Raw genomic sequence first — 19,801 nt, 5'->3', positions numbered from 1 at the left:
CTAGACAAAGCTTGAAAGCCTCAACGCCTCACAGAAAGCGCAGGGGAATATTCACACTGGGGGCTGTCACGTTCACAAACAGGTCAATACCACGCCACAACCGAACATGCTCACGGAGTGCTTGCTGATAGGCCCAAGTGGCGATGGCGGTAGAACGCTCGGCATAGACGCTCACCAGAGGGGCCAGCTCGTCAGTGAGGTACGCCCCGTGAGTCAGAATATTCTGTTCGTACCAGGCATTCCTGTGCTCGGCAGCGGCGAGAAAAACCCCGTTTGCTCCGGTTACAGTTGACGTGTTCCAGTACGAATTTGTGGCCCAAATCGATTGGATAACGACGCCAGGGGATGAAATGGTCTACCTCGCCACTCCCGTGTATCGCCTTGTTACAGTAAAAACAGGTTCCCCCCTGTAAGTCCTTCAATACATCCCCTACCCACCCCAGCGCCTGACGGCTTGAACCAAATAGAAAATTCTCCAGACCCACACTTGTACCAATCAGTGGCTGATTGCCCTTGATGTCGCAGCTAAGCTGCAACCAATGCTGTCGGGATAGACCAGCACCGGCTTGCAGCAGGCAGATATGCCGCGGAACATTATTGAGTAAATTGAGGTTGGCCGCTGCATTTTAATGCACTTACAATACGCGCCCAATTCTGTTGGATTCCTTCTGATGCTCCGCCAATGTGATCGTCTATTCCTGTTTCTCCTGCTACTGCTCTGGGGCGTGGCGGCGCACGCCATTACCAGTCTGAATGAAGACGAGTTTGATCTGTCTGAGCGCGCCTGGCTGTCATCACACCAGGAGTTGGTCATCGGCATGCCGACGATGGGTGACCCTCCATACAGCTATAAGGATGCAGATCAACGCTTTACCGGCCCAGTCCCCGACATTGCGCAGCAGATTGCCAGAACGCTCGGGTTGACCCTGCGCTACAAGGTTTACCCCTCCTACGTGGATGCGCTAACCGGGCTTGGCCACGGCGAAATCGACATGCTGGTGAACGACCAGCCAAGCGAACAGTGGCGATCCAATATTGTCTCCCTGCCGTTTTTGCTCTCCATGCCGCGCGGCGTGCTGCTCAACAATGGCAAAACGAAGTTGTCACGACAGGATGCCCATGGTTTGCACTGGATCTGTGTCACAGGAGTCAATGCTTGCAGTGAATTGAAAAAACTGGGATTTCCCCGTGTGACCGAGGCAGAGAGTCGCAGCGAAGCAGCGTTTATGCTCAAAAAGCGCATGGCTGACGCCTATCTTGCCGACATGCCGTCACTGGTGATGGTGAAAGATCAGCACCCCAAGGCTGGCTTCACCATTGCCACTCCGGAATGGGTAAGCGGCACGTCTCTCTCCATCAATATGCACAAGAGCGACCCGGCACTGGTCAGCCTGGTGAGCAAGGCATTCAACGAGATACCGGTTGAAGATCGTCGTCACATGCTGGCCGCCACCACAACTAGCCAACATGCGGACTCAGGAGCGGTGAAGTCTGTGCAGTTTACCCCTGAGGAGCAGGAGTGGCTCAACCAGCATCCTGAGCTGACTTACGGCGTTTCTCCGGACTGGACCTCCATGAGCGAATTCAATTACCGGGGCAGGCTGGTCGGTTATGTGGCGGACCTGATGGCGCTGATGCAGCAAGTCTCCGGGCTGAAGTTCTCTCTGGTTCGCACCAATAGCTGGGGTGAAACCCAGAATATGCTGAAGCTGCGGCAGATCGATTTTATTCCGGCCATCTCCCCCAACCACGACCGCGGCCAGTTTGCGCTGTTCACCCCCGGCTATCTGTTTGTCGATCGGGTCGTTATTGCCCCCAAACGCAGTGCCGATATCACCGATCTCTCACTGCTGCGAGGGAAACGGGTCGGCATGGTGCATGGCTCGCTGGATAAAGATCTGCTGACCCACATCGGCGCCCATCCGGTAGAGGTCAACAATGACAACCGCTTGCTGGAGCTGCTGGACACGGGCGATGCCGACTACGTGATGGTCACCCTACCATCCATCAACAAGCGGGTGAGCGAACGCTATCAGGTGGTCTATGCCGGCAAAGACTTGCGCTTGCCGGTCGCCATGGCTACGCGCAAAGACCCCATGCTGCAGCGGATCCTTACCAAGGTGCTCTATTCGATACCGCCGGAGGAGCTCAATAAAGTGGAGAGACGCTGGCTCTCCATGAGCGTGCAGACCGGCATCAATAACGAAACAGTGCTGTTCTGGTTCGTAATGAGCGGCGCAACTGCCACCCTGCTGTTTACCCTGTTCTGGGCCTGGAACCGTACCCTGAAACGGGAGATCGTGCAGCGACAACGGGCCGAGAAGACGCTCAATGAACAGTTGGTGTTCATCCAGACCCTGCTCGACTCCCTGCCCAATATGGTGGCGCTGCGGGATCGCGATCATCGCCTGACCCTCAGCAACCGGGCATACCGCGAGCTGTTTGTCGGTGATGGGGAAGAAGGGGATCGCTGGGGCTATATGACCGAGGACGAGCGGCAACAGATGTTGCGCGAGGAGCGTGCGGTCTGGGAAACCGGCGATATCTTCCAAGGATCGGGTTATACCCAGCGCGAGGGGGATGTTCCCCTTCACGTGGTCTACGTCAAGTTGCCCTATCGCGCAGCAGACGGCGCGATTCAGGGGGTGCTGACGGTATTGACCGATGTCAGTGCCCTCAAGGCAGCCGAAAACAAGGTGCGGGAAGTGGAGGGCAGACTGCGGGACATCACCGACAGCATGCCGGGTCTGGTTTATCAATATCTCTGGCAAGGGGCCGGCAAGGGGAAATTCCTCTATCTGTCCCAAGGGGCCAGCGACATTCTCGGGATGACCCACCAAGAGTTGATGGCAGCCGAGTCTGGCGGCGAGATCCTCGGCTTGAACGATGAGGCGTTGGCAACCTTTATCGATAAGGTGGCCAAACATGCGCAAACCCTTGAGCCGCTCGATATGGAGGTGCTGGTGCCCTCTGTTCAGGGGGAGCGCTATATCCAGATCCGCGGCAACTTTGTGGCGCAACAGGGCCATGATCGCCTGCTCAACGGCGTGGTGCAGGACATCACCGCCATCAAGCAACAGGAGCATGAGCTGCGTGAGGCGCGCGCCGCGGCCGAGCAGGCGATGCAGGCTCGCAGCCGTTTCCTGGCCACCATGAGCCATGAGCTGAGAACCCCCATCTCGGGCATGCACGGCATGCTGGAGCTGCTGCGCATGAGCGAGCTCAATGATGACCAGCGCTATCTGCTGCGCAATGTGGAGAGCTCGGCCAACCACCTGCTCTATCTGGTCAACGATATCCTCGACTTTTCCAAAATCGAGGCGGGTCAGCTGCACCTCAATCGCCAATCCTGCCGTCTGCAACCTGTGGTGTGCGATGTGATCCGCGGCCATGCCGCGCTGGCCTATAGCAAGGGGCTGAAGGTCACGCTCCAGTGGGAGGATCAACTCCCCGACCTGGCCGATATCGATCCGGTCAGAGTGGGCCAGGTGGTTTCCAATCTGCTCAACAATGCGGTGAAGTTCACCGAGCAGGGCGCCATTTCGATCCAGGTCAGCTGCCACGACCAGCAGCTGGTTATCGCGGTGACGGATACCGGCATCGGCATCGCCGAAGAGAAGCAAGCGCTGCTCTTTACCCCGTTCGAGCAGGTGGAATCCGATATCAATCGCCGCTTTGGTGGTACCGGTCTGGGCCTGACCATCTGTGATCAGCTGGTGAAGAAGATGGGCGGCACCCTGACAGTCAAGAGCCAGCTCGGTGCAGGGGCCTGTTTCCGCTTCAGCATCCCGCTGCTCAATGGCCTGTGGGAGCCACCCGCACTGGCGGGCAGCGAATGGTGGTGGCTGGGTAGCGATGCCGCCTTGCAGGCCACCATGGTGCGGCTCGGCGCCCGGTTGAGCCCCCTCGATATCCACCAGCTCACCGCCGATCTCGACGGCCTGCTGTTGGCGGAAGAGGCCGCGCTGGAGTCCAGCATGGGGAGCGATTGGCACACCTTGCTGCAGTCCGGCACTCTCAAGGGGGTCATCCTCTCCCCCCGCGAAGCGTTGCGGGGGCGCATGGGCTCGGAGAACTGGTGGCGCCTCGGCCAATCCCCCCTCTATCCGGATCTGTTGCTCGAAAGCTGCCGCGAGCTGATCACCGGGCGAGCCGTGGCCACCCATGCCGCCAGCATCGAAAAACTGAGCGGGCGGGTGCTGGTCGCCGATGATCATCTGGTCAATCGTGCCCTGCTGACCCGTCAGTTGGCGATTCTGGGGGTGGAGTGCGAGGTAGTGGAAGATGGCGAGAAGGCGCTTCGCGCCTGGCAAACCCGGGATTTCGCCCTGCTGATCACCGACTGCCACATGCCGCACATGGATGGCTACACCCTGACCCGCCGCCTGCGGGAACAAGGAGAGCAAGCCCCCATCATCGGCGTCACCGCCGATACCTCGGAGGAGGCGGCAGCCAATATGACGGCAGCCGGCATGAACGGCATGCTGTGCAAACCCTATTCGCTGGAGTCACTGCGCCAGATGCTGCTGCGGTGGTTGCCCGCGACTACGATCACAGAGAGAGTTCCCGCACGACAGATCATCAATCTCGACATGATCGGTCGCTGGCAAGATCTGTTTGGCGATGAAGGGATTGCCAAAAGCATGGCAAGGGAGTATCTGGCCTCCAACCGGAAAGATTGCCACGCTATGATGAGCGCGCTCTCCTCCGATGATAGCCAGGAGCTGGTGGAGATCGCCCACCGCATCAAGGGGGCAGCCAGAATGGTCGGGGAGCTCTCCCTGGCCGAGCAGGCGGCGCAACTGGAATCGGCGGCCCGCCTCAAGCAGTTGAGCGAGCTCGCGCTGCTGACACAAAGAGTGGAAGAACAGATGAACAATATAGAACGTGAAATGGGATTGTGGCTCGATGAGTAGAACGGCAGACGAGTTGGTCATCATGGTGGTCGAGGATCACGGGTTTCAACGCAAGACCCTGATGCACCAGATCCGGGCGCTCGGTTATCAGCAACTGCTCGAGGCCGCAGACGGCATCGAGGCTCTGGCGCTATGCCAGAGCCACACTGTCGACATTCTGTTCTGCGATCTGCGGATGCCCGGCATGGATGGCATGGCGCTGCTGCGCCGCCTCTCGCTGGGTGGCTTTCGGGGCGGCATCATCCTCTCCAGCGCGCTGGAAGATGACGTGGTGGAGGCCGTGCTGCGGATGAGCGCGGCCTATGGTCTCCATGTGCTGGGTCGCATCGAGAAACCCTCCAGCCCGCAGCGACTGCGCCAGCTGATCGACTCCTGGGCGCCAAAGTCGGCTCCCTCGGGCAAGGACGATGGCCTCGTCCTCTCAGTGGACGAGCTCAAACGAGCCCTCGACAACGACCAGCTACTGCCCTGGTATCAACCCAAGGTCGGCTTTGCATCCGGCCAGTGGGTGGGGATGGAGGCGCTGGCCCGCTGGCAGCATCCGGAATACGGGCTGATCTCTCCCGGCATGTTTATCCCGCTGGCGGAAAATAACGGCCTTATCGATCAGCTGACCGATGTCATCATCAACAAGTCGCTGCAGGATTGCCATCTGTGGGGGCAGACCGGCCTCTCCCTCAATCTGTCGATGAATCTCTCAACCACCTCGCTGATTGAGGGAGATCTCTGCCACTTCCTGATCAACCAGTGCCAGCGCTGGGGCGTCAATCCCGAGCTGATCACCCTGGAGGTGACAGAAAGCTCGTTTGTCGAGGATATCGGCAAGGCTCTGGAGGTGCTGACCCGGCTGCGGATGCACGGCTTTGGCCTCTCCATCGATGACTTCGGTACCGGCTACTCCTCGATGCAGCAGCTGGCGCTGCTGCCGTTTACCGAGCTCAAACTTGACCGTTCGTTTGTCGATCGCTGCTATGCCGATCCCTCCCGTCTGGCCATCATCGAATCGAGCATCGAGCTGGCCCGCAAGCTGGGGCTGAAATCAGTCGCCGAAGGGGTGGAAGATGTGCAGACCTGGCAACTGCTGGCCAAGCTGGGGTGCGATATCTGCCAGGGCTTCTTTACAGCCCGCCCTATGCCACGCAGCGAACTGCAGCACTGGCACCAGATCTGGCAAGCCCGGCTGCCCACCCTGATATCCGGCTGATCTTCCGCAACCAACCCTTTGGGCCAACAGCGCGCCGATCGGCAACGTGAATGGCCACCTTGGAAAAGGTGGCCATTTTCTTTATCTAGGGCTCACCACTCACTGCATGCCCTCCCCCTCTCCAGCCCCGTCTATCCAGTCGAGTGCCCCCCCCCTTTGCTCTGCATGCACCGCATGCCTTGAGTCACCACTTATGCAAAATAAGTTGCATAAAAATGGTACTACTGGCGGATCACACCTACCGCGAGCGAGAGCGGCCTCTCTTCTGCTAGATGCACAAACTGACAATAAGACAATGAATCTTCTGCTTTAACAGGAATAGCTCTCAAAGATGAGCCGTGCCGATGAGGTAGACAAGACAACCTGAAATCGTTTTCCCTTTTGAACAATAAGCTGTCTAAAATCAAATAAAGTTGTAAATAATCTTTGTTATGGTGAGCGTATAGCAAGCGACCTCCCTGTCGCTTCCCCTGCTGGCTCCGCCAGATGCAGCATTTTCTGCGCCTTGAAAGCGAGTTTATGACGCCATGATCACCATCACCCTCGATGGGGCTCAGTTGACGGTTAACCCGACCCAGACCCTGCTCCAGATAGCCAAACAGCACCAGATCGACATCCCCTCCCTGTGCGGTGACAACACCAGCGCCCCCAAGACGCCGTGCGATCTCTGCGTGGTCGAGATTGCCGGTCTCGGCATCCGGCGCGCCTGCGAGACGCGCCCCGAGGCAGGGATGATGATCACGACGCACAGCGATGCCCTGCGCGCGCACCGCCAGCAGGCGCTCGGTCGCATCCTCGCAGATCACTACGCCGATTGCGAAGCTCCCTGCCAACGCGCCTGCCCGGCCGGGGTGGACATTCAATCCTATCTGCACCATATCGCCATGGGGGAGCACGAAGCGGCGATGGCCGTCATCAATCAGACCCTGCCGATGCCCCTCTCCATCGGCCGGGTCTGCCCCGCATTCTGTGAGGCGGAGTGCCGCCGCGCGCTGGTGGATGAACCGCTGGCCATTCGCCAGCTCAAGCGCCATGCCGCCGATCTCGATCTGGCCGAGGTTGCCCCCTATCAACCGGCAAAGAAGCCCGCCAAGGGCAAGCGGGTTGCCATTATCGGCAGCGGCCCAGGCGGCCTCACCTGCGGTTACTATCTGGGCTACGAGGGATTCGAGGTCGATCTGTTCGAGGCGATGCCCGAAGCGGGTGGCTGGCTGCGCTACGGTATCCCCGAATACCGGCTGCCCAAGGCGATCCTCGATCAGGAGATCGCCCTGATGTGCCAAAGCGGCATGCGGATCCACACCAAGCAGCGACTGGGCCACCAGATCACCCTCTCGGCGCTGTGCCGTGACTATGATGCGGTCTGTCTGGCAGTCGGCGCTTCCAAAGCGGTGCCGATGGATTACCCGGGCAGCACCCTGGCCGGCTGCTATCTCGGGGTCGATTACCTCAAGGATCGGATGCTGGCCAAGCGGCTCACCACCGGCAAGAAAGTCGCGGTGATCGGCGGTGGTAATACCGCCATCGACTGCGCCCGCACAGCGGTACGCCTCGGCGCCGAGACCACCCTTATCTATCGCCGCACCCGTGCCGAGATGCCTGCCGAAGCGTACGAGATCGACGAGGCGGAGCAGGAAGGAGTACGTTTTTTGATGCTGACCAATCCGGTGGAGAATCTGCCGGACAGCCGTGGTCGCGTCTGTCAGGTGCGCCTCGAGAAGATGGCCCTCGGCGAGCCGGACGCCTCCGGCCGTCGCCGCCCCGAGCCTACTGGCGAGTTCTTCCTTGAAGAGTTTGATACCGTGATTGCGGCGGTGTCGCAGCAGCCGGATCTCAGCTTTATGGAAGGGGAGCCTCTCACCCTCCCCTTCACCCGCTGGCAGACGCTGGAATCCCATCCCGAGACCATGCACAGCGGCCACGGCAACCTGTTCGCCATCGGCGATCTGCGCCGCGGGCCCGCCACCGCCATCGAGGCGGTCGCCGATGGTCGCAAGGCCGCGCTGGCCATCGTTCAGTTCCTCCATGGTGACATGATCGACCCGGTTCGCCCCTTCAACGCCTGCAAGGCTCCCACCCTCAAGCAGGTCGATCCCGCCCAGTTTGCTCACCTGAAAAAAGTCGCTCGCACCATCATGCCCCATTTGGCAGAGCAGGATCGCGAGGGCAGCTTTGCCGAGGTGGAACGCGGTTTGAGTGATGCCGATGCCCGCAGCGAAGCCAGCCGCTGCCTCGAGTGCGGCTGTCAGGCCAACACCGATTGTGCACTGCGCGACTACGCCACCGAATACAAGGTCGAGCAGAGCGCTCTCGATACCAGCCAGTGCCAGAAATTTGCCGTGGACAACAGCAGCGAATTTATCGTCTTTGATGCCAACCGCTGCATCGGCTGCGGCCAGTGCGTGCAGACCTGTGGTGAGCAAGCAGTGCAGGGGGTGCTGCGCTTTGCCAAGAACAGCGATGGCACCCTCTCGAACCGGCCGCAGTTCGACACGGGGCTCTCGATGGGCGACTCCCACTGCGTGCAGTGCGGCGCCTGCGTACAGGTCTGCCCCACCGGCGCCCTGGTGGATGCCCGCGACAAGTCGCAGGGGCGCACCGAGCTGCTCACGCCGGTTAATACCATCTGCACCTACTGCGGAGTGGGCTGCGGCGTTACCCTCTACGTCGATGAGGCGCGCAACCGCATCCGCTATGTGGAGGGGAATCGCAACTCGCCGGTCAATCAGGGGCTGCTCTGCGTCAAGGGACGCTTCGGCTTTGACTTTATCCAGAGCGAGGAGCGCCTCACCACCCCGCTTGTCCGTAAAAATGGCAAGCTGGTGCCCGCCAGCTGGCAAGAGGCCATAGCGCTGGTGGCCGAGCGTTTCACCGCCCTGCGCCAGCGCTATGGCAGCGATGCGCTGGCAGGTTTCTCATCGGCCAAAACAACCAACGAAGAGAACTACCTGTTCCAGAAGTTCATGCGCCGGGAGCTGGGCACCAACAACGTGGATCACTGCGCACGGCTCTGCCACGCCTCCACCGTCACCGGGCTGGAGGCGTCGCTCGGCAGCGGCGCCATGACCAACGACATCCCGAGCATCGACCACTCGGATCTCATCTTCATCATCGGCTCCGACACCTCGGCGGCCCACCCCATCATCGGTTCCCATATCAAGCGGGCCGTCACCATGGGCAAGGCGCGGCTGGTGGTGGCCGATCCGAAACGGATCGAGATGGCGGACCATGCCAGCCTCTATCTGGCCCATCGCCCCGGCACCGACGTGATGCTGCTCAACGGCCTGATGCAGCAGATCATCCAGCACGACTGGCACGACAAGGCCTATATCGCCGCACGAGTAGAAGGGTTCGAGGCGCTGCAAGCGGAGGTGCTCTCCCCCGCCTATGCACCGGACAAGGTGGCCCTTGTCACCGGCGTACCGGCCGAGCAGGTGATCGAGCTCGCGCGCCTTATCGGCACCGCCGAACGCACTGCCATCTACTACTCCATGGGGATCACCCAGCACACCACCGGCCACGACAACGTGCGGGCCATCGCCAACCTGCAACTGCTGTGCGGCAACATCGGCATCGAAGGGGGCGGCATCAACCCGCTGCGGGGCCAATCCAACGTGCAGGGTGCCTGTGACATGGGGGCGCTGCCCAACTGCCTGCCCGGCTATCAGAAGGTGGCCAACCCCGAGGTGCATGCCCGCTTCGCGGCCGCCTGGCAGCAGCCGGACTTGCCGCGCACGCCCGGCCTCACCCTTACCGAGACCATCGATGCCGCCTGCGCGGGCAGCATCAAGGGGCTCTATGTGATGGGCGAGAACCCGGTGCTGAGCGATCCGGACCAGCATCACGTCATCGAGGGGCTCAAGCAGCTGGAGTTTCTGGTGGTGCAGGATATCTTCCTCTCCGAAACCGCCCAGCTGGCCGATGTGGTGCTCCCCTCCTGCTCCTTTGCCGAGAAGAGCGGCCACTTCACCAACACCGAGCGGCGGGTGCAGCGCATCTCCCCCGCCCTCAAGGCACCGGGTGAGGCGCGGGAGGATTGGTGGATCATCCAGCAGATCGCCAACGCCATGGGCGGCGACTGGCGCTATCAACACCCACAGGAGATCACCGCCGAGATCTGCCAGGTTACCCCGCAATACGCCAGCATCCAGTGGGACAAGGTGGGGCCGGAGGGATTGCAGTGGCCCTGCAACGACGCGGCGCCCGAAGGTACTCGCCTGCTCCACGGCAAGCAGTTCACCCGTGGCAAGGGGGAGATGATCGCCACCCCGTTCCGCTATGCCGCCGAACTGCCCGACGAGACCTATCCCATCGTGCTCACCACCGGCCGCCTGCTGGAGCAGTTCCACACCGGCACCATGACCCGCAAGACCAGGGGGCTCGACAAGCTGGCTGGCCCGCGGGTGATGATGAGCGTGGCGGATGCGCAGCGGATGGGCATCAGCAACAGTGAGCGGGTGAAGGTCACCAGCCGCCGCGGCCATATCGAGCTGCCCGCCTTCGTCACCAAGCGGATGCAACCGGGCGTGGTCTTTATCCCGTTCCACTTCGCCGAAGCCCCCGCCAACCGGCTCACCATCAATGCCACCGACCCCCACGCCAAGATCCCCGAATTCAAGGTGGCGGCGGTGCGCATCGACAAGCTGGAGTGCCCGAGGCAAGGAGGGCAACACACCATGCAGGCGGAACCGGCCAAGCCAGAACCCGAGGTGACCTGAGGGGAATAGCGAGTGCCGCTTGGTTACCACCTGAGTGGCCACCTACCGGGTGTCTGGCCTGCCGACCCTTCCCCCTTGGCTTTGCGAGCGCATAAAGAGGGGTATGAGAAGGGGCCACCAACCAAAAAGCACAAAGAGTTAGCTTCGCTGAGAAGCTAACCCTTTGTTTTGTATGGTGCCGATAAGGGGAATCGAACTCCTGACCTTCGCATTACGAATGCGCTGCTCTACCAACTGAGCTATACCGGCTTGTTGCTCTCCACATTCATAAAAAATGGCCGGCAAGTCAATTGAGGCAGCTCGATTTTATGAGTTGGCTCATGGTGTTAGAGTCCGATTTACAGATCGGAAAACTCGGGGATATGGGCCCGGCCGCGGCTTTCGAGAAATTCGAGCAGGGCGCGGGGGGAGCGCACCAGGATCCGCTCTTGCGGGAAGCCCGCTTCGGTCACCAGACGGTGGCAGTGGTCAAAATCGCCAAGAGTAAATGCCACGTGGGAATCGGAGCCGAAGGTGAGATAGGCCCCCAGATCTCGCGCGGCTTCGACTATGGCACGGCAGTTGCCTTCGCTCCCCGGGCGGGAATGAATGAAGGAGGAATTGTTGATCTCCAGCGCTACCCGATAGTCAGCGGCCGCCTTGACCACCGCCTGAATGTCGATGGGAAATGCGGGGTTGCCCGGGTGGCTGATCATGTCGACCCGGCCGCTCTTGATGGCGTTGATCATCGCCTGGGTGTGGGTAGCCTGATCGCAGGGAGGGAATACCTGCTCATGAAAACCCGCCATGATCATGTCGAGGCGCGACTCATAGCGCTCGGGAAAATCGATCTCCCCCTCCAGGTTTTTGATGTTGGCCTCGATACCCCGCAGGATCCCTACCCCATCCACCACTCTTGGCAATATCGGCAAGTTGGCGAAATGCCAGACATGAGGGGCATCGGCCATCTCGGGGCCATGATCCGTGGTGGCGAACAGCTTGATCCCCTTGGCCCTGGCTATCGGCAGATAGTCGTGGATGGTGCTGTAGGCATGGGTGCTGGCAATGGTGTGAGTGTGGGTATCGACCGGGTACTTCATCTTCTCTCCCCTCATATTTTGAAAGGGCAGCATAACAAAGAGCGGCAGCTTGGGCCACGCCAGTGCTTGCCACACTTTGTCACAAAATACCGCGAAGCTGACATAGTCTGAGGGGCTCTGGCTGGCATACTGCCCCCGTCGATACATGCCTGAACTCGCATCGACAGTTTGCTGTCAGGATGACGCGAACTCACTTTCCCCACCGTCGCGCCCTGCGGCGGTTTTTTTTGCCTGCAAACCGCAAACTGGTAACAAACGCGCAAAAAAAGGCCCAACTAGCATGGAGCAGGTTGGGCGAGACTTAATGTTTAATTGCAGTGGCATAGATATAGAGTCCTGCTTTTTGACTAAGTTCCGCCCACTTTGCTTTTTTCATCGAAAAACATTCCGCTAACACTCATTCACATTCTCTTGACACTTCACGTTATGAAACGTACTTTTTAAACATTCGTTTAAGTGAGGTGTCCAGTGAGTAAAATCGATACCAAAAACCGTATTCTCGACGCCGCTGAAGTGCTGTTTGCCGAGCGGGGATTCGCCGATACCTCTTTGCGTCTGATCACTAGTGAAGCCGACGTCAATCTGGCGTCGGTGAATTATCACTTCGGCTCCAAGAAGGAGCTGATCCAGGCAGTGCTCGACCGCTATCTGAGCCTGTTTATGCCCGATCTCGATGCTCGCCTGCGGGTACTGATGGAGCAGGAGCAGCTGACCTTGCTGCAACTGTTTGAAAGTTTTGTCGAGCCGCTGATGAAGCTATCAGCGGTGCGGGCCAACGGCCCGGCCATCTTCATGCAGCTGCTGGGGCGCGGCTATATTGACAGCCAGGGCCACCTGCGCCGCTTTATCACCGCCCACTATGGCCCCATTTTGCAGCGGATCACCCAGGCCATCTCCAAGGCCAATCCGGCCCTGTCGCCAGCGGATCTCTTCTGGCGCCTGCACTTCACCCTGGGCACCGTCGTATTCACCATGGCCTCTGCCGATGCGCTGCGCGACATCGCCCTGGCCGACTTTGGCCAGCAGCTCGATGTGGAAGGGCTGGTGCGCAACGTTATTCCTTATCTGGCGTCCGGAGTCGGGGCGCCCGTGGAGTCGACCAGGCTCTCCCTGGCCGTGTAACAACCAACAATAAATCAACGGAAACAGTGAAATAGAAGGAACTTCGGTATGATCACATTGCTTGTCCTGCTGGTGCTGGCGATAGCCGTTGTGCTCGGCGTACCCTCCATCCGTAAAAAGGTGGTAACCCGTCCGGTGTTCGGCATCTTCAAAAAAATATTGCCGCCCTTGTCGGCCACCGAGCGGGAGGCCATGGAAGCCGGCTCCGTCTGGTGGGATGGCGAGTTGTTTCGCGGCAACCCCGACTGGAAAAAGCTGCACGGCTACGGCAAGGCCGAGCTGACCGCAGAGGAGCAGGCCTTTATCGACAATCAGGTCGAAACCCTGCTCGCCATGGTTGATGACTTCAAGATCGTCAACGAAACCAAAGACCTGCCGGAGCCGGTGTGGGACTATCTGAAGAAGGAAGGCTTCTTCTCCCTGATCATCCCGAAATCCTATGGCGGCCGCGAGTTCTCGGCGATTGCCAACTCCACCATCGTCACCCGCATTGCCACCAAGAGCCTGAGCGTGGCGGTCACCGTCATGGTACCGAACTCTCTCGGCCCGGGTGAGCTGCTGATGCACTACGGCACCCAGGCCCAGAAAGATTTCTGGCTGCCGGGGCTGGCCAATGGCAAAGAGGTGCCCTGCTTCGCCCTGACCGGGCCGGAAGCGGGCTCCGATGCAGGCGCCATTCCTGACAAGGGGATTGTCTGCAAGGGGATGCACAAGGGAGAAGAGGTGCTGGGTATTCGCCTCAACTGGAACAAGCGCTACATCACCCTGGCGCCGCGCGCCACCGTGCTGGGGCTGGCGTTCAAACTCTATGACCCGGAAAAACTGTTGGGTGACAAGGAAGAGCTCGGCATCACCTGCGCGCTTATCCCCACCAGCCACCCCGGCGTGCGTGTCGGCGATCGCCACTACCCCATGGGTCTGGCGTTCCTGAACGGCCCGACTTTCGGCAAGGATGTGTTCATTCCGCTCGACTGGATCATCGGAGGCCCGGATTACGCCGGTCGCGGCTGGCGCATGCTGGTGGAGTGCCTCTCCGCCGGTCGCGGCATCTCGCTGCCTGCGCTGGGCACCGCTTGCGGTCACATGGCGAGCCGCACCGTGGGCGCCTACTCCTATGTGCGCAAGCAGTTCGGCATGTCCATCGGCAAGTTTGAAGGTGTGCAGGAAGCACTGGCCCGTATCGGCGGCCTCACCTATCAGCTGGAAGGGGCCCGTCGCATGACCGCCGGTTCCCTGGACTTGGGTCAGGCACCGGCCATCGTCACCGCGATTTCCAAGTACCACATGACCGAAATGGCGCGCCAGATCATGGATGACTCCATGGACATCCACGCCGGTCGAGCCATCCAGCTGGGCCCGAAAAACTACACCGGCTACGCCTACATGGGCATTCCGGTGGCCATCACGGTGGAAGGGGCCAACATCCTGACCCGCAACCTGATGATCTTCGGGCAGGGTGCCACCCGCTGCCACCCGTACGTCTTTGCCGAGCTGGAAGCTGCAGCAGATAGCGACGTGGAACGCGGTCTCGAGAAGTTTGACGCCCTGCTGATGAAGCACATCGCCTTCGGCGCCGGCAACTTCTTCGGTTCCCTGTTCCAGGGGCTGACTCTGGGTCAGTTCAACAGCGCGCCGGTGGCCGGTGAAACCGCCCGCTACTACAAACAGCTCTCCCGTATGAGTAAAGGGCTGGCCCTGTGCGCCGACGTCTCCATGCTGATGCTGGGTGGCGATCTCAAGCGCAAGGAGATGATCTCCTCCCGTCTGGGTGACGTGCTGAGCCACCTCTATCTGGCCTCCGCCACCCTCAAGCATTACGAGGATCAGGGCCGTATGGTCTCCGACCTGCCGTTCGTGCAGTACGCGGTGGAGCGCAACCTCTACCTGATTGGCAAGGCGTTCGAGGGCTTCTTCCAGAACTTCCCGAACAAGGTGGTGGGTGCCGTACTCAAGCGCGTGGTGTTCCCGTTCGGCATCGGTTACAAGATGCCGGCCGACGATCGCTGCCACGCCATCTGTCTGGCCATGATGAAGCCGGGCGAGTTCCGCGACCGTCTGACCGCCCTCTGCTATGTGGGCAAAGACGAGGCGGATCCGGTCGGCCTGATGGAGCGCGCCTTCCAGGCCATGGTCGCTGTGCAGCCCTACGAGAAGAAGCTGGGGCAGGCCCAGAAAGAGGGCAAACTGCCCCGCAAACTGGCGCTGCCGGAGCTGGTTGCCGCCGCGCTGGCCGGTTCCATCCTGAGCAAGGACGAAGCGGACAAACTGCTGGCCGCAGATGCCCTGCGCTACGAAGCGATTCAGGTAGACAACTTCGCCCCGGGCGAGCTGGAAGGCTTCTCCCAGCAAGCAAACAAACAGCCAAACAAGGTCGAGCACGCCGCCTGATCCCTTGGCAACCCTCTACCAAACCGGCCCTCGTGGCCGGTTTTTTTGTTTGTTAACCATGCATTTACAAGCTAGGAGAATTCCAGTTAAATGCTTGAGTCCCTGTTGCAGGGGCTTTGGAAGCAAGGCCAGCGGAATGGCCGATAACAACAACTCAGGAAGAGTGAATGAACCTCGCCAAAACGGCGATCGAACGCCCCATCTGGGTGGCGGTCTCGATCGTGCTGATTTTCCTGCTGGGCCTGCTCAGCATCCGGGGACTGCCGATCCAGCTGTTCCCCGACATCGACCGTCCACACCTCAACATCTCGGTGAGCTGGCGTTCAGCCTCGCCCCAAGAGATGGAGTCGGAGATCACCGACCCCATCGAACAGGAGATGCAGGGGGTGCAGGGGCTCAAGAGCCTTGTCAGCAACAGCTATCCCGGCTTTACCGAAATCGACATGGAGTTTGCCCTCGGCACCGACATGCAACGGGCCCAACTCGATGTGATCTCGCGGCTGAACCGGGTCTCGGGATTGCCGGACAAGATCGGCGGCCCCTACGTCAACAACTACAGCAGCAACGATACCCTCACCTTCTTCTTCATCCAGCAGCTGCCCGGCGCCAAAGGGGTGATCGATGACCATCAGGCGCTTATCGAGGCGCGGGTCAAACCCGAGCTGGAACGCATCGAAGGGGTCTCGACAGTCGCAGTCGAGGGGATCAACGAGCGCCAGATCCAGATCCGTTTCGACCCCTACCGCGCCGCCGAGCTGGGGGTGGAGATCCCGGTGCTGGCCAGCCGGGCCACCACCGGCTGGGACGTGTCGGCCGGTACCCTCGACATCGGTCGCTGGGAGTACAAGCTGCGCTTCGCCGGTCGCTACGATGTCGAGACGCTGGGGGACAAGGTGGTGGACTGGCGCGATGGCCTGCCCATCTATCTGCGGGATGTGGCGGAGGTAAGGGTCGCACGGGAGGAGAACCCGGTGCTGCGGATCCAGAACGGCAATACCGCCATCGCCGCCCAGATCTTCAAGGAGAGCGGCGCCAATGCCCTGGCCTCCCTTGAGGCGATCAAGGCCCGGGTGAACGAGCTCAACCGCGAGGTGCTGGAGCCGGTCGGGCTGCACATGGAGCAGTCGTTCGATGCCTCCCTCTACATCAATCGCGCCGTCAGCATGGTCACCGCCAACCTGGGGCTCGGAGTGCTGCTCTCCTGCGCCATCCTCTGGCTCTTCCTGCGCCAGCTCAAGGCGACCCTGATGATTGCCCTCGCCATCCCCATCAGCATCATGCTCACCTTCTGCCTGCTCAAGGTGATGGATCGCACCCTCAACATCATCTCGCTGGCGGGCATCGCCTTTGCCGTCGGCATGGTGCTCGATGCCGCCATCGTGGTGCTGGAGAGCATCTACCGGCGCCACGAGCGGGGGGATTTGAGCAAGGCGGAGGCGGCGCTCGAAGGTACCCGTCAGGTGTGGACGGCGCTGGTCGCCTCCACCCTCACCACGGTCGCCATCTTCCTGCCGGTGCTGCTGCTCAACGATGTGGAGGGTCAGCTGTTTGCCGATCTGGCGCTCACCATCGCCTGCGCCGTGACTGTCTCCATGCTGGTCGCCGTCATCGTGCTGCCTGCGGTGGCGGCGCGCTGGATGGGGCGTGAAACGCTGACCGATCCCTATGAGTCGCTGTGGCAGCGCACTACCCGTCATGTGATCCGCTGGACCTCGACCTCACGCCAGCGCTGGACGGTCATCACCCTGATGATGAGTCTGCCGGCACTGGCCACCTGGGCGCTGCTGCCCAAGATGGACTATCTGCCGGACGTGAAACGGGACGCGGTGGATGTCTGGATGAACTTCACCCCCGGGGTCAACCTCAAGGCCCAGCGCGAAGAGGTGATCGATACCCTGATCGCCCGCCTCGCCCCCTACATGAAGGGGGAGAAAGAGCCTGCCCTCAAGAACTACTACATCTTGCGCTACCCGGGGGGCGCCCAGATTGGCGTACGCCCCAAGGACGAGACCCGCATCAAGGAGCTGGAGAGCCTGTTGATGAAACAGCTGCTGGTGGGTATTCCCGACACCCGGGTGTTCGGCGGTCAGGGGTCGCTGTTTGGCGGCTTTGACAGCGAGAACGGCGTCTCCCTGCTGCTGCAGGGGGGCAACCTGCCCGAGCTCTATCAGGCGGCCCGTGCCAGCATGGGGATCCTCAGCAAGGACCTGCCGGGAGCACAGGTCCGGCCCGAACCGAGTCTCGACTTCACCGCCCCCGAGCTCAAACTGGTGCCGCAAGATCGGCGTCTCGCCGAAGTGGGTTGGGATCGCACGCCCCTGCCCACCATCATCCAGACCTTTGGCGACGGCTTGCGGGTTGGCGAGTATTTCGATGGCGAGGATAGGCTCGACATCATGCTGATGGGGCAGAGCTCCGCCAATCCGGACGAGCTGAAGGCAGTGCCGCTGGCCACCCCCTCCGGGCGCATCGTTCCCCTTGGCGAGCTGTTGCGGGTGGAGCACGACATGGGCCCGGCCAGCATCTTCCGGGCCGATGGGCGGCGCAGCATCAGCCTGCAGATAGCGCCCCCGGCAGGCATGACCATGGAGCAGGTGATCGACACCCTGAAAAAACGCAGTTTTGCCGCCATCCGCCCCCTGCTGCCCGCTGGTGGCGAGCTGCGCATTGCCGGCAATGCCGACAGCCTGCAACAGGCGCTCGACAATCTGGGGACCATCTTCCTGTTCGCCGTGGTGATCCTGCTGGTGCTGCTGTGGGGGGTGTTTGCCTCCCTCAAGGATGCGCTACTGGTGCTGCTCACCCTGCCCCTAGCCTCGGTTGGCGGCGTGCTGGCGCTGCAACTGAGCGGGCTGCTGGTGCCGCTGCCGATGGATCTGCTCACTATCATCGGCTTTGTCATCCTGCTGGGACTGGTGGTCAACAACGCCATCCTGCTGGTGCATCAGACCCGCACCGCCGAGCGTGACGGCATGAGCCGTCAGCTGGCGGTGGCCGATGCCCTGCAAAGCCGGATGCGCCCCATCGCCATGACCAGCCTCACCAGCATCTTCGGCATGCTGCCGCTGATGTTGAGCCCGAGCGAGGGGAGCGAAATTTACCGCGGGCTCGCCACCGTCATTGTCGGCGGCATGAGTTGCAGCACCCTGTTTACCCTGATCCTGTTGCCTGCCTTCCTGCGTCTCGGGGAGCAGGTGGCGATCCCACACCCCCTGCGCCAGCGGGCCTGAGCAAGGAGCTCATCAATGACACATATGATTACCCGAATGTTGGCTGGCGCTGCGCTGATTGCAGGCAGTGCGCTACCGGTATTGGCCGATCAGGGCAAGATGGTGACCCTGGCGGATGTGACCCAAGGGGATGCGGCCGCCAATATCTGGGTCAGCGGCACGGTGGCGAGTCGCCAGCAAGCGGCGCTCAGCGCCGAAGTGAGCGGCCGGGTGGAGTGGATCGCCGAATTTGGCAGCCGGGTCAAAAAAGGGGATGAGCTGCTGCGCCTCGACAGTGCGGCGCTGCGCCTCTCGCTGGAGCAGGCCCGCGCCGAGCAGGCGAAATGGCAGAGCAACTTGCGCTTCGCTCGCGCCGAATCCCAGCGGATCACCCGACTGCACCAGCAAAAGAGCGCCTCCCAGAGCCAGTACGACAAGGCCAGCTACGATGTGGAGCAGGCCGCGCTGGCCGAGCGACTGGCCGCCATACAGGTAAACCAGATTGAAGAACAGCTGCGCCGCAGCCACATCTATGCCCCGTTCGACGGAGTGGTGAACAACCACTTCATCCAGCCCGGCGAGCATGTGGACGCGGGCGAGCAGGCGCTGGAACTGGTCAATCCGGATCAGCCGGATATCCGCCTGCAAGCCCCCATTCTCTGGGCCCAGCAGCTGGCGCCGCAAACCCGGCTACGGGTGGAGGGGGAGCAACTGAGCGGTCACGGCGTCTATTACCAGCGAGCCGCCAGCGCCGATCCCAAGTCGCGCCTCATCGAGTTGCGCCTCAAACCGGAAGCGGGCACCTTTATCATCGGCTCGCCGGTACGGGTTGCCCTGCCACTGGGGGATCAGCAGAGCATGCTGCTGCCCCGAGATGCCCTGGTGCTCGGCACCGATGGCAGCGTGGTCTATCAGGTGGCGCGAAGCGGCAAGGCGCTCAAGGTGAATCGGGTGCCGGTCACCGTGCTGTTTGGCGACAGCCAGCAAGTTGCGGTGAGCGGCGCCCTCAAGCAGGGGGATCGGGTGGTGGTGCGTGGCGCAGGCAGCCTGCAGGATGGCGACACCATAGCGCTGTTCAAGGGCTAACCAGGCCCGACGCAGGCTGGCCAATCTTTGCCCGCTTGACCCGGGACATACAGCCAAACGGGCCACAGTTTGCTATCTT

The 19,801-nt window shown here is 61.1% G+C and carries 8 protein-coding genes and 1 tRNA gene; 7 read left to right on the top strand and 2 right to left on the bottom strand.

Features of this window, described 5'->3' with window-relative positions; translation table 11 throughout:
- The first annotated feature begins 671 nt into the window (after positions 1–671).
- The 3 genes from A9G06_RS14400 (at position 672) to fdhF (ending at position 10,838) form a co-directional block, all read left to right on the top strand.
- Positions 672–4,916 (top strand): transporter substrate-binding domain-containing protein, encoded by a 4,245-nt coding sequence (locus A9G06_RS14400; RefSeq protein WP_069555667.1) that lies wholly within the window; start codon positions 672–674, stop codon positions 4,914–4,916.
- Positions 4,909–6,120, top strand: coding sequence for an EAL domain-containing response regulator (locus A9G06_RS14395; RefSeq protein ID WP_005353540.1), 1,212 nt, complete (start codon positions 4,909–4,911; stop codon positions 6,118–6,120). The genes A9G06_RS14400 and A9G06_RS14395 overlap by 8 nt, the downstream gene beginning before the upstream one ends.
- A gap of 527 nt (positions 6,121–6,647) precedes the next feature.
- Positions 6,648–10,838 (top strand): formate dehydrogenase subunit alpha, encoded by a 4,191-nt coding sequence (fdhF, locus tag A9G06_RS14390; protein WP_069555666.1) that lies wholly within the window; start codon positions 6,648–6,650, stop codon positions 10,836–10,838.
- Positions 10,839–11,011: 173 nt separating this feature from the next.
- On the opposite strand, the gene A9G06_RS14385 is transcribed toward fdhF, so the two are convergent.
- Positions 11,012–11,087 (bottom strand) — tRNA-Thr (locus A9G06_RS14385).
- A gap of 89 nt (positions 11,088–11,176) precedes the next feature.
- Positions 11,177–11,917, bottom strand: a complete 741-nt coding sequence (locus A9G06_RS14380) for a phosphatase (protein WP_069555671.1) — start codon at positions 11,915–11,917, stop codon at positions 11,177–11,179.
- A gap of 468 nt (positions 11,918–12,385) precedes the next feature.
- On the opposite strand from A9G06_RS14380, the gene A9G06_RS14375 reads away from it, so the two are divergent.
- The 4 genes from A9G06_RS14375 (at position 12,386) to A9G06_RS14360 (ending at position 19,722) form a co-directional block, all read left to right on the top strand.
- Positions 12,386–13,039 carry a TetR/AcrR family transcriptional regulator gene (locus tag A9G06_RS14375; RefSeq protein WP_005334507.1) on the top strand — a complete coding sequence of 218 codons (654 nt, stop codon included), beginning with the start codon at positions 12,386–12,388 and terminating at the stop codon, positions 13,037–13,039.
- Between the two features lie 48 nt (positions 13,040–13,087).
- On the top strand, positions 13,088–15,427 hold the full coding sequence (locus A9G06_RS14370) for an acyl-CoA dehydrogenase (protein WP_069555665.1): 2,340 nt from the start codon (positions 13,088–13,090) through the stop codon (positions 15,425–15,427).
- Positions 15,428–15,594: 167 nt separating this feature from the next.
- Complete coding sequence (locus A9G06_RS14365) at positions 15,595–18,657, top strand: efflux RND transporter permease subunit (protein ID WP_069555664.1); 3,063 nt, start codon at positions 15,595–15,597, stop codon at positions 18,655–18,657.
- A gap of 15 nt (positions 18,658–18,672) precedes the next feature.
- Positions 18,673–19,722: an efflux RND transporter periplasmic adaptor subunit gene (locus A9G06_RS14360; RefSeq protein WP_058058932.1), complete on the top strand. Its 1,050-nt coding sequence runs from the start codon at positions 18,673–18,675 to the stop codon at positions 19,720–19,722.
- Positions 19,723–19,801 lie beyond the last annotated feature (79 nt).

The organism is Aeromonas sp. DNP9 (assembly GCF_001728955.1).
Classification (GTDB): Bacteria; Pseudomonadota; Gammaproteobacteria; order Enterobacterales; family Aeromonadaceae; genus Aeromonas; species Aeromonas veronii.
The sequence above is the reverse complement of the archived record's forward strand: the minus strand, read 5'-3'. Positions and strand labels throughout refer to the sequence as shown.

Excerpts from the sequence above, each read along its gene's own strand:
- A9G06_RS14400 (WP_069555667.1), top strand. The coding sequence starts at position 672 with ATGCTCCGCCAATGTGATCGTCTATTCCTGTTTCTCCTGCTACTGCTC.
- A9G06_RS14395 (WP_005353540.1), top strand. The coding sequence starts at position 4,909 with ATGAGTAGAACGGCAGACGAGTTGGTCATCATGGTGGTCGAGGATCAC.
- fdhF (WP_069555666.1), top strand. The coding sequence starts at position 6,648 with ATGATCACCATCACCCTCGATGGGGCTCAGTTGACGGTTAACCCGACC.
- A9G06_RS14380 (WP_069555671.1), bottom strand. The coding sequence starts at position 11,917 with ATGAAGTACCCGGTCGATACCCACACTCACACCATTGCCAGCACCCAT.
- A9G06_RS14370 (WP_069555665.1), top strand. The coding sequence starts at position 13,088 with ATGATCACATTGCTTGTCCTGCTGGTGCTGGCGATAGCCGTTGTGCTC.
- A9G06_RS14365 (WP_069555664.1), top strand. The coding sequence starts at position 15,595 with ATGAACCTCGCCAAAACGGCGATCGAACGCCCCATCTGGGTGGCGGTC.
- A9G06_RS14360 (WP_058058932.1), top strand. The coding sequence starts at position 18,673 with ATGACACATATGATTACCCGAATGTTGGCTGGCGCTGCGCTGATTGCA.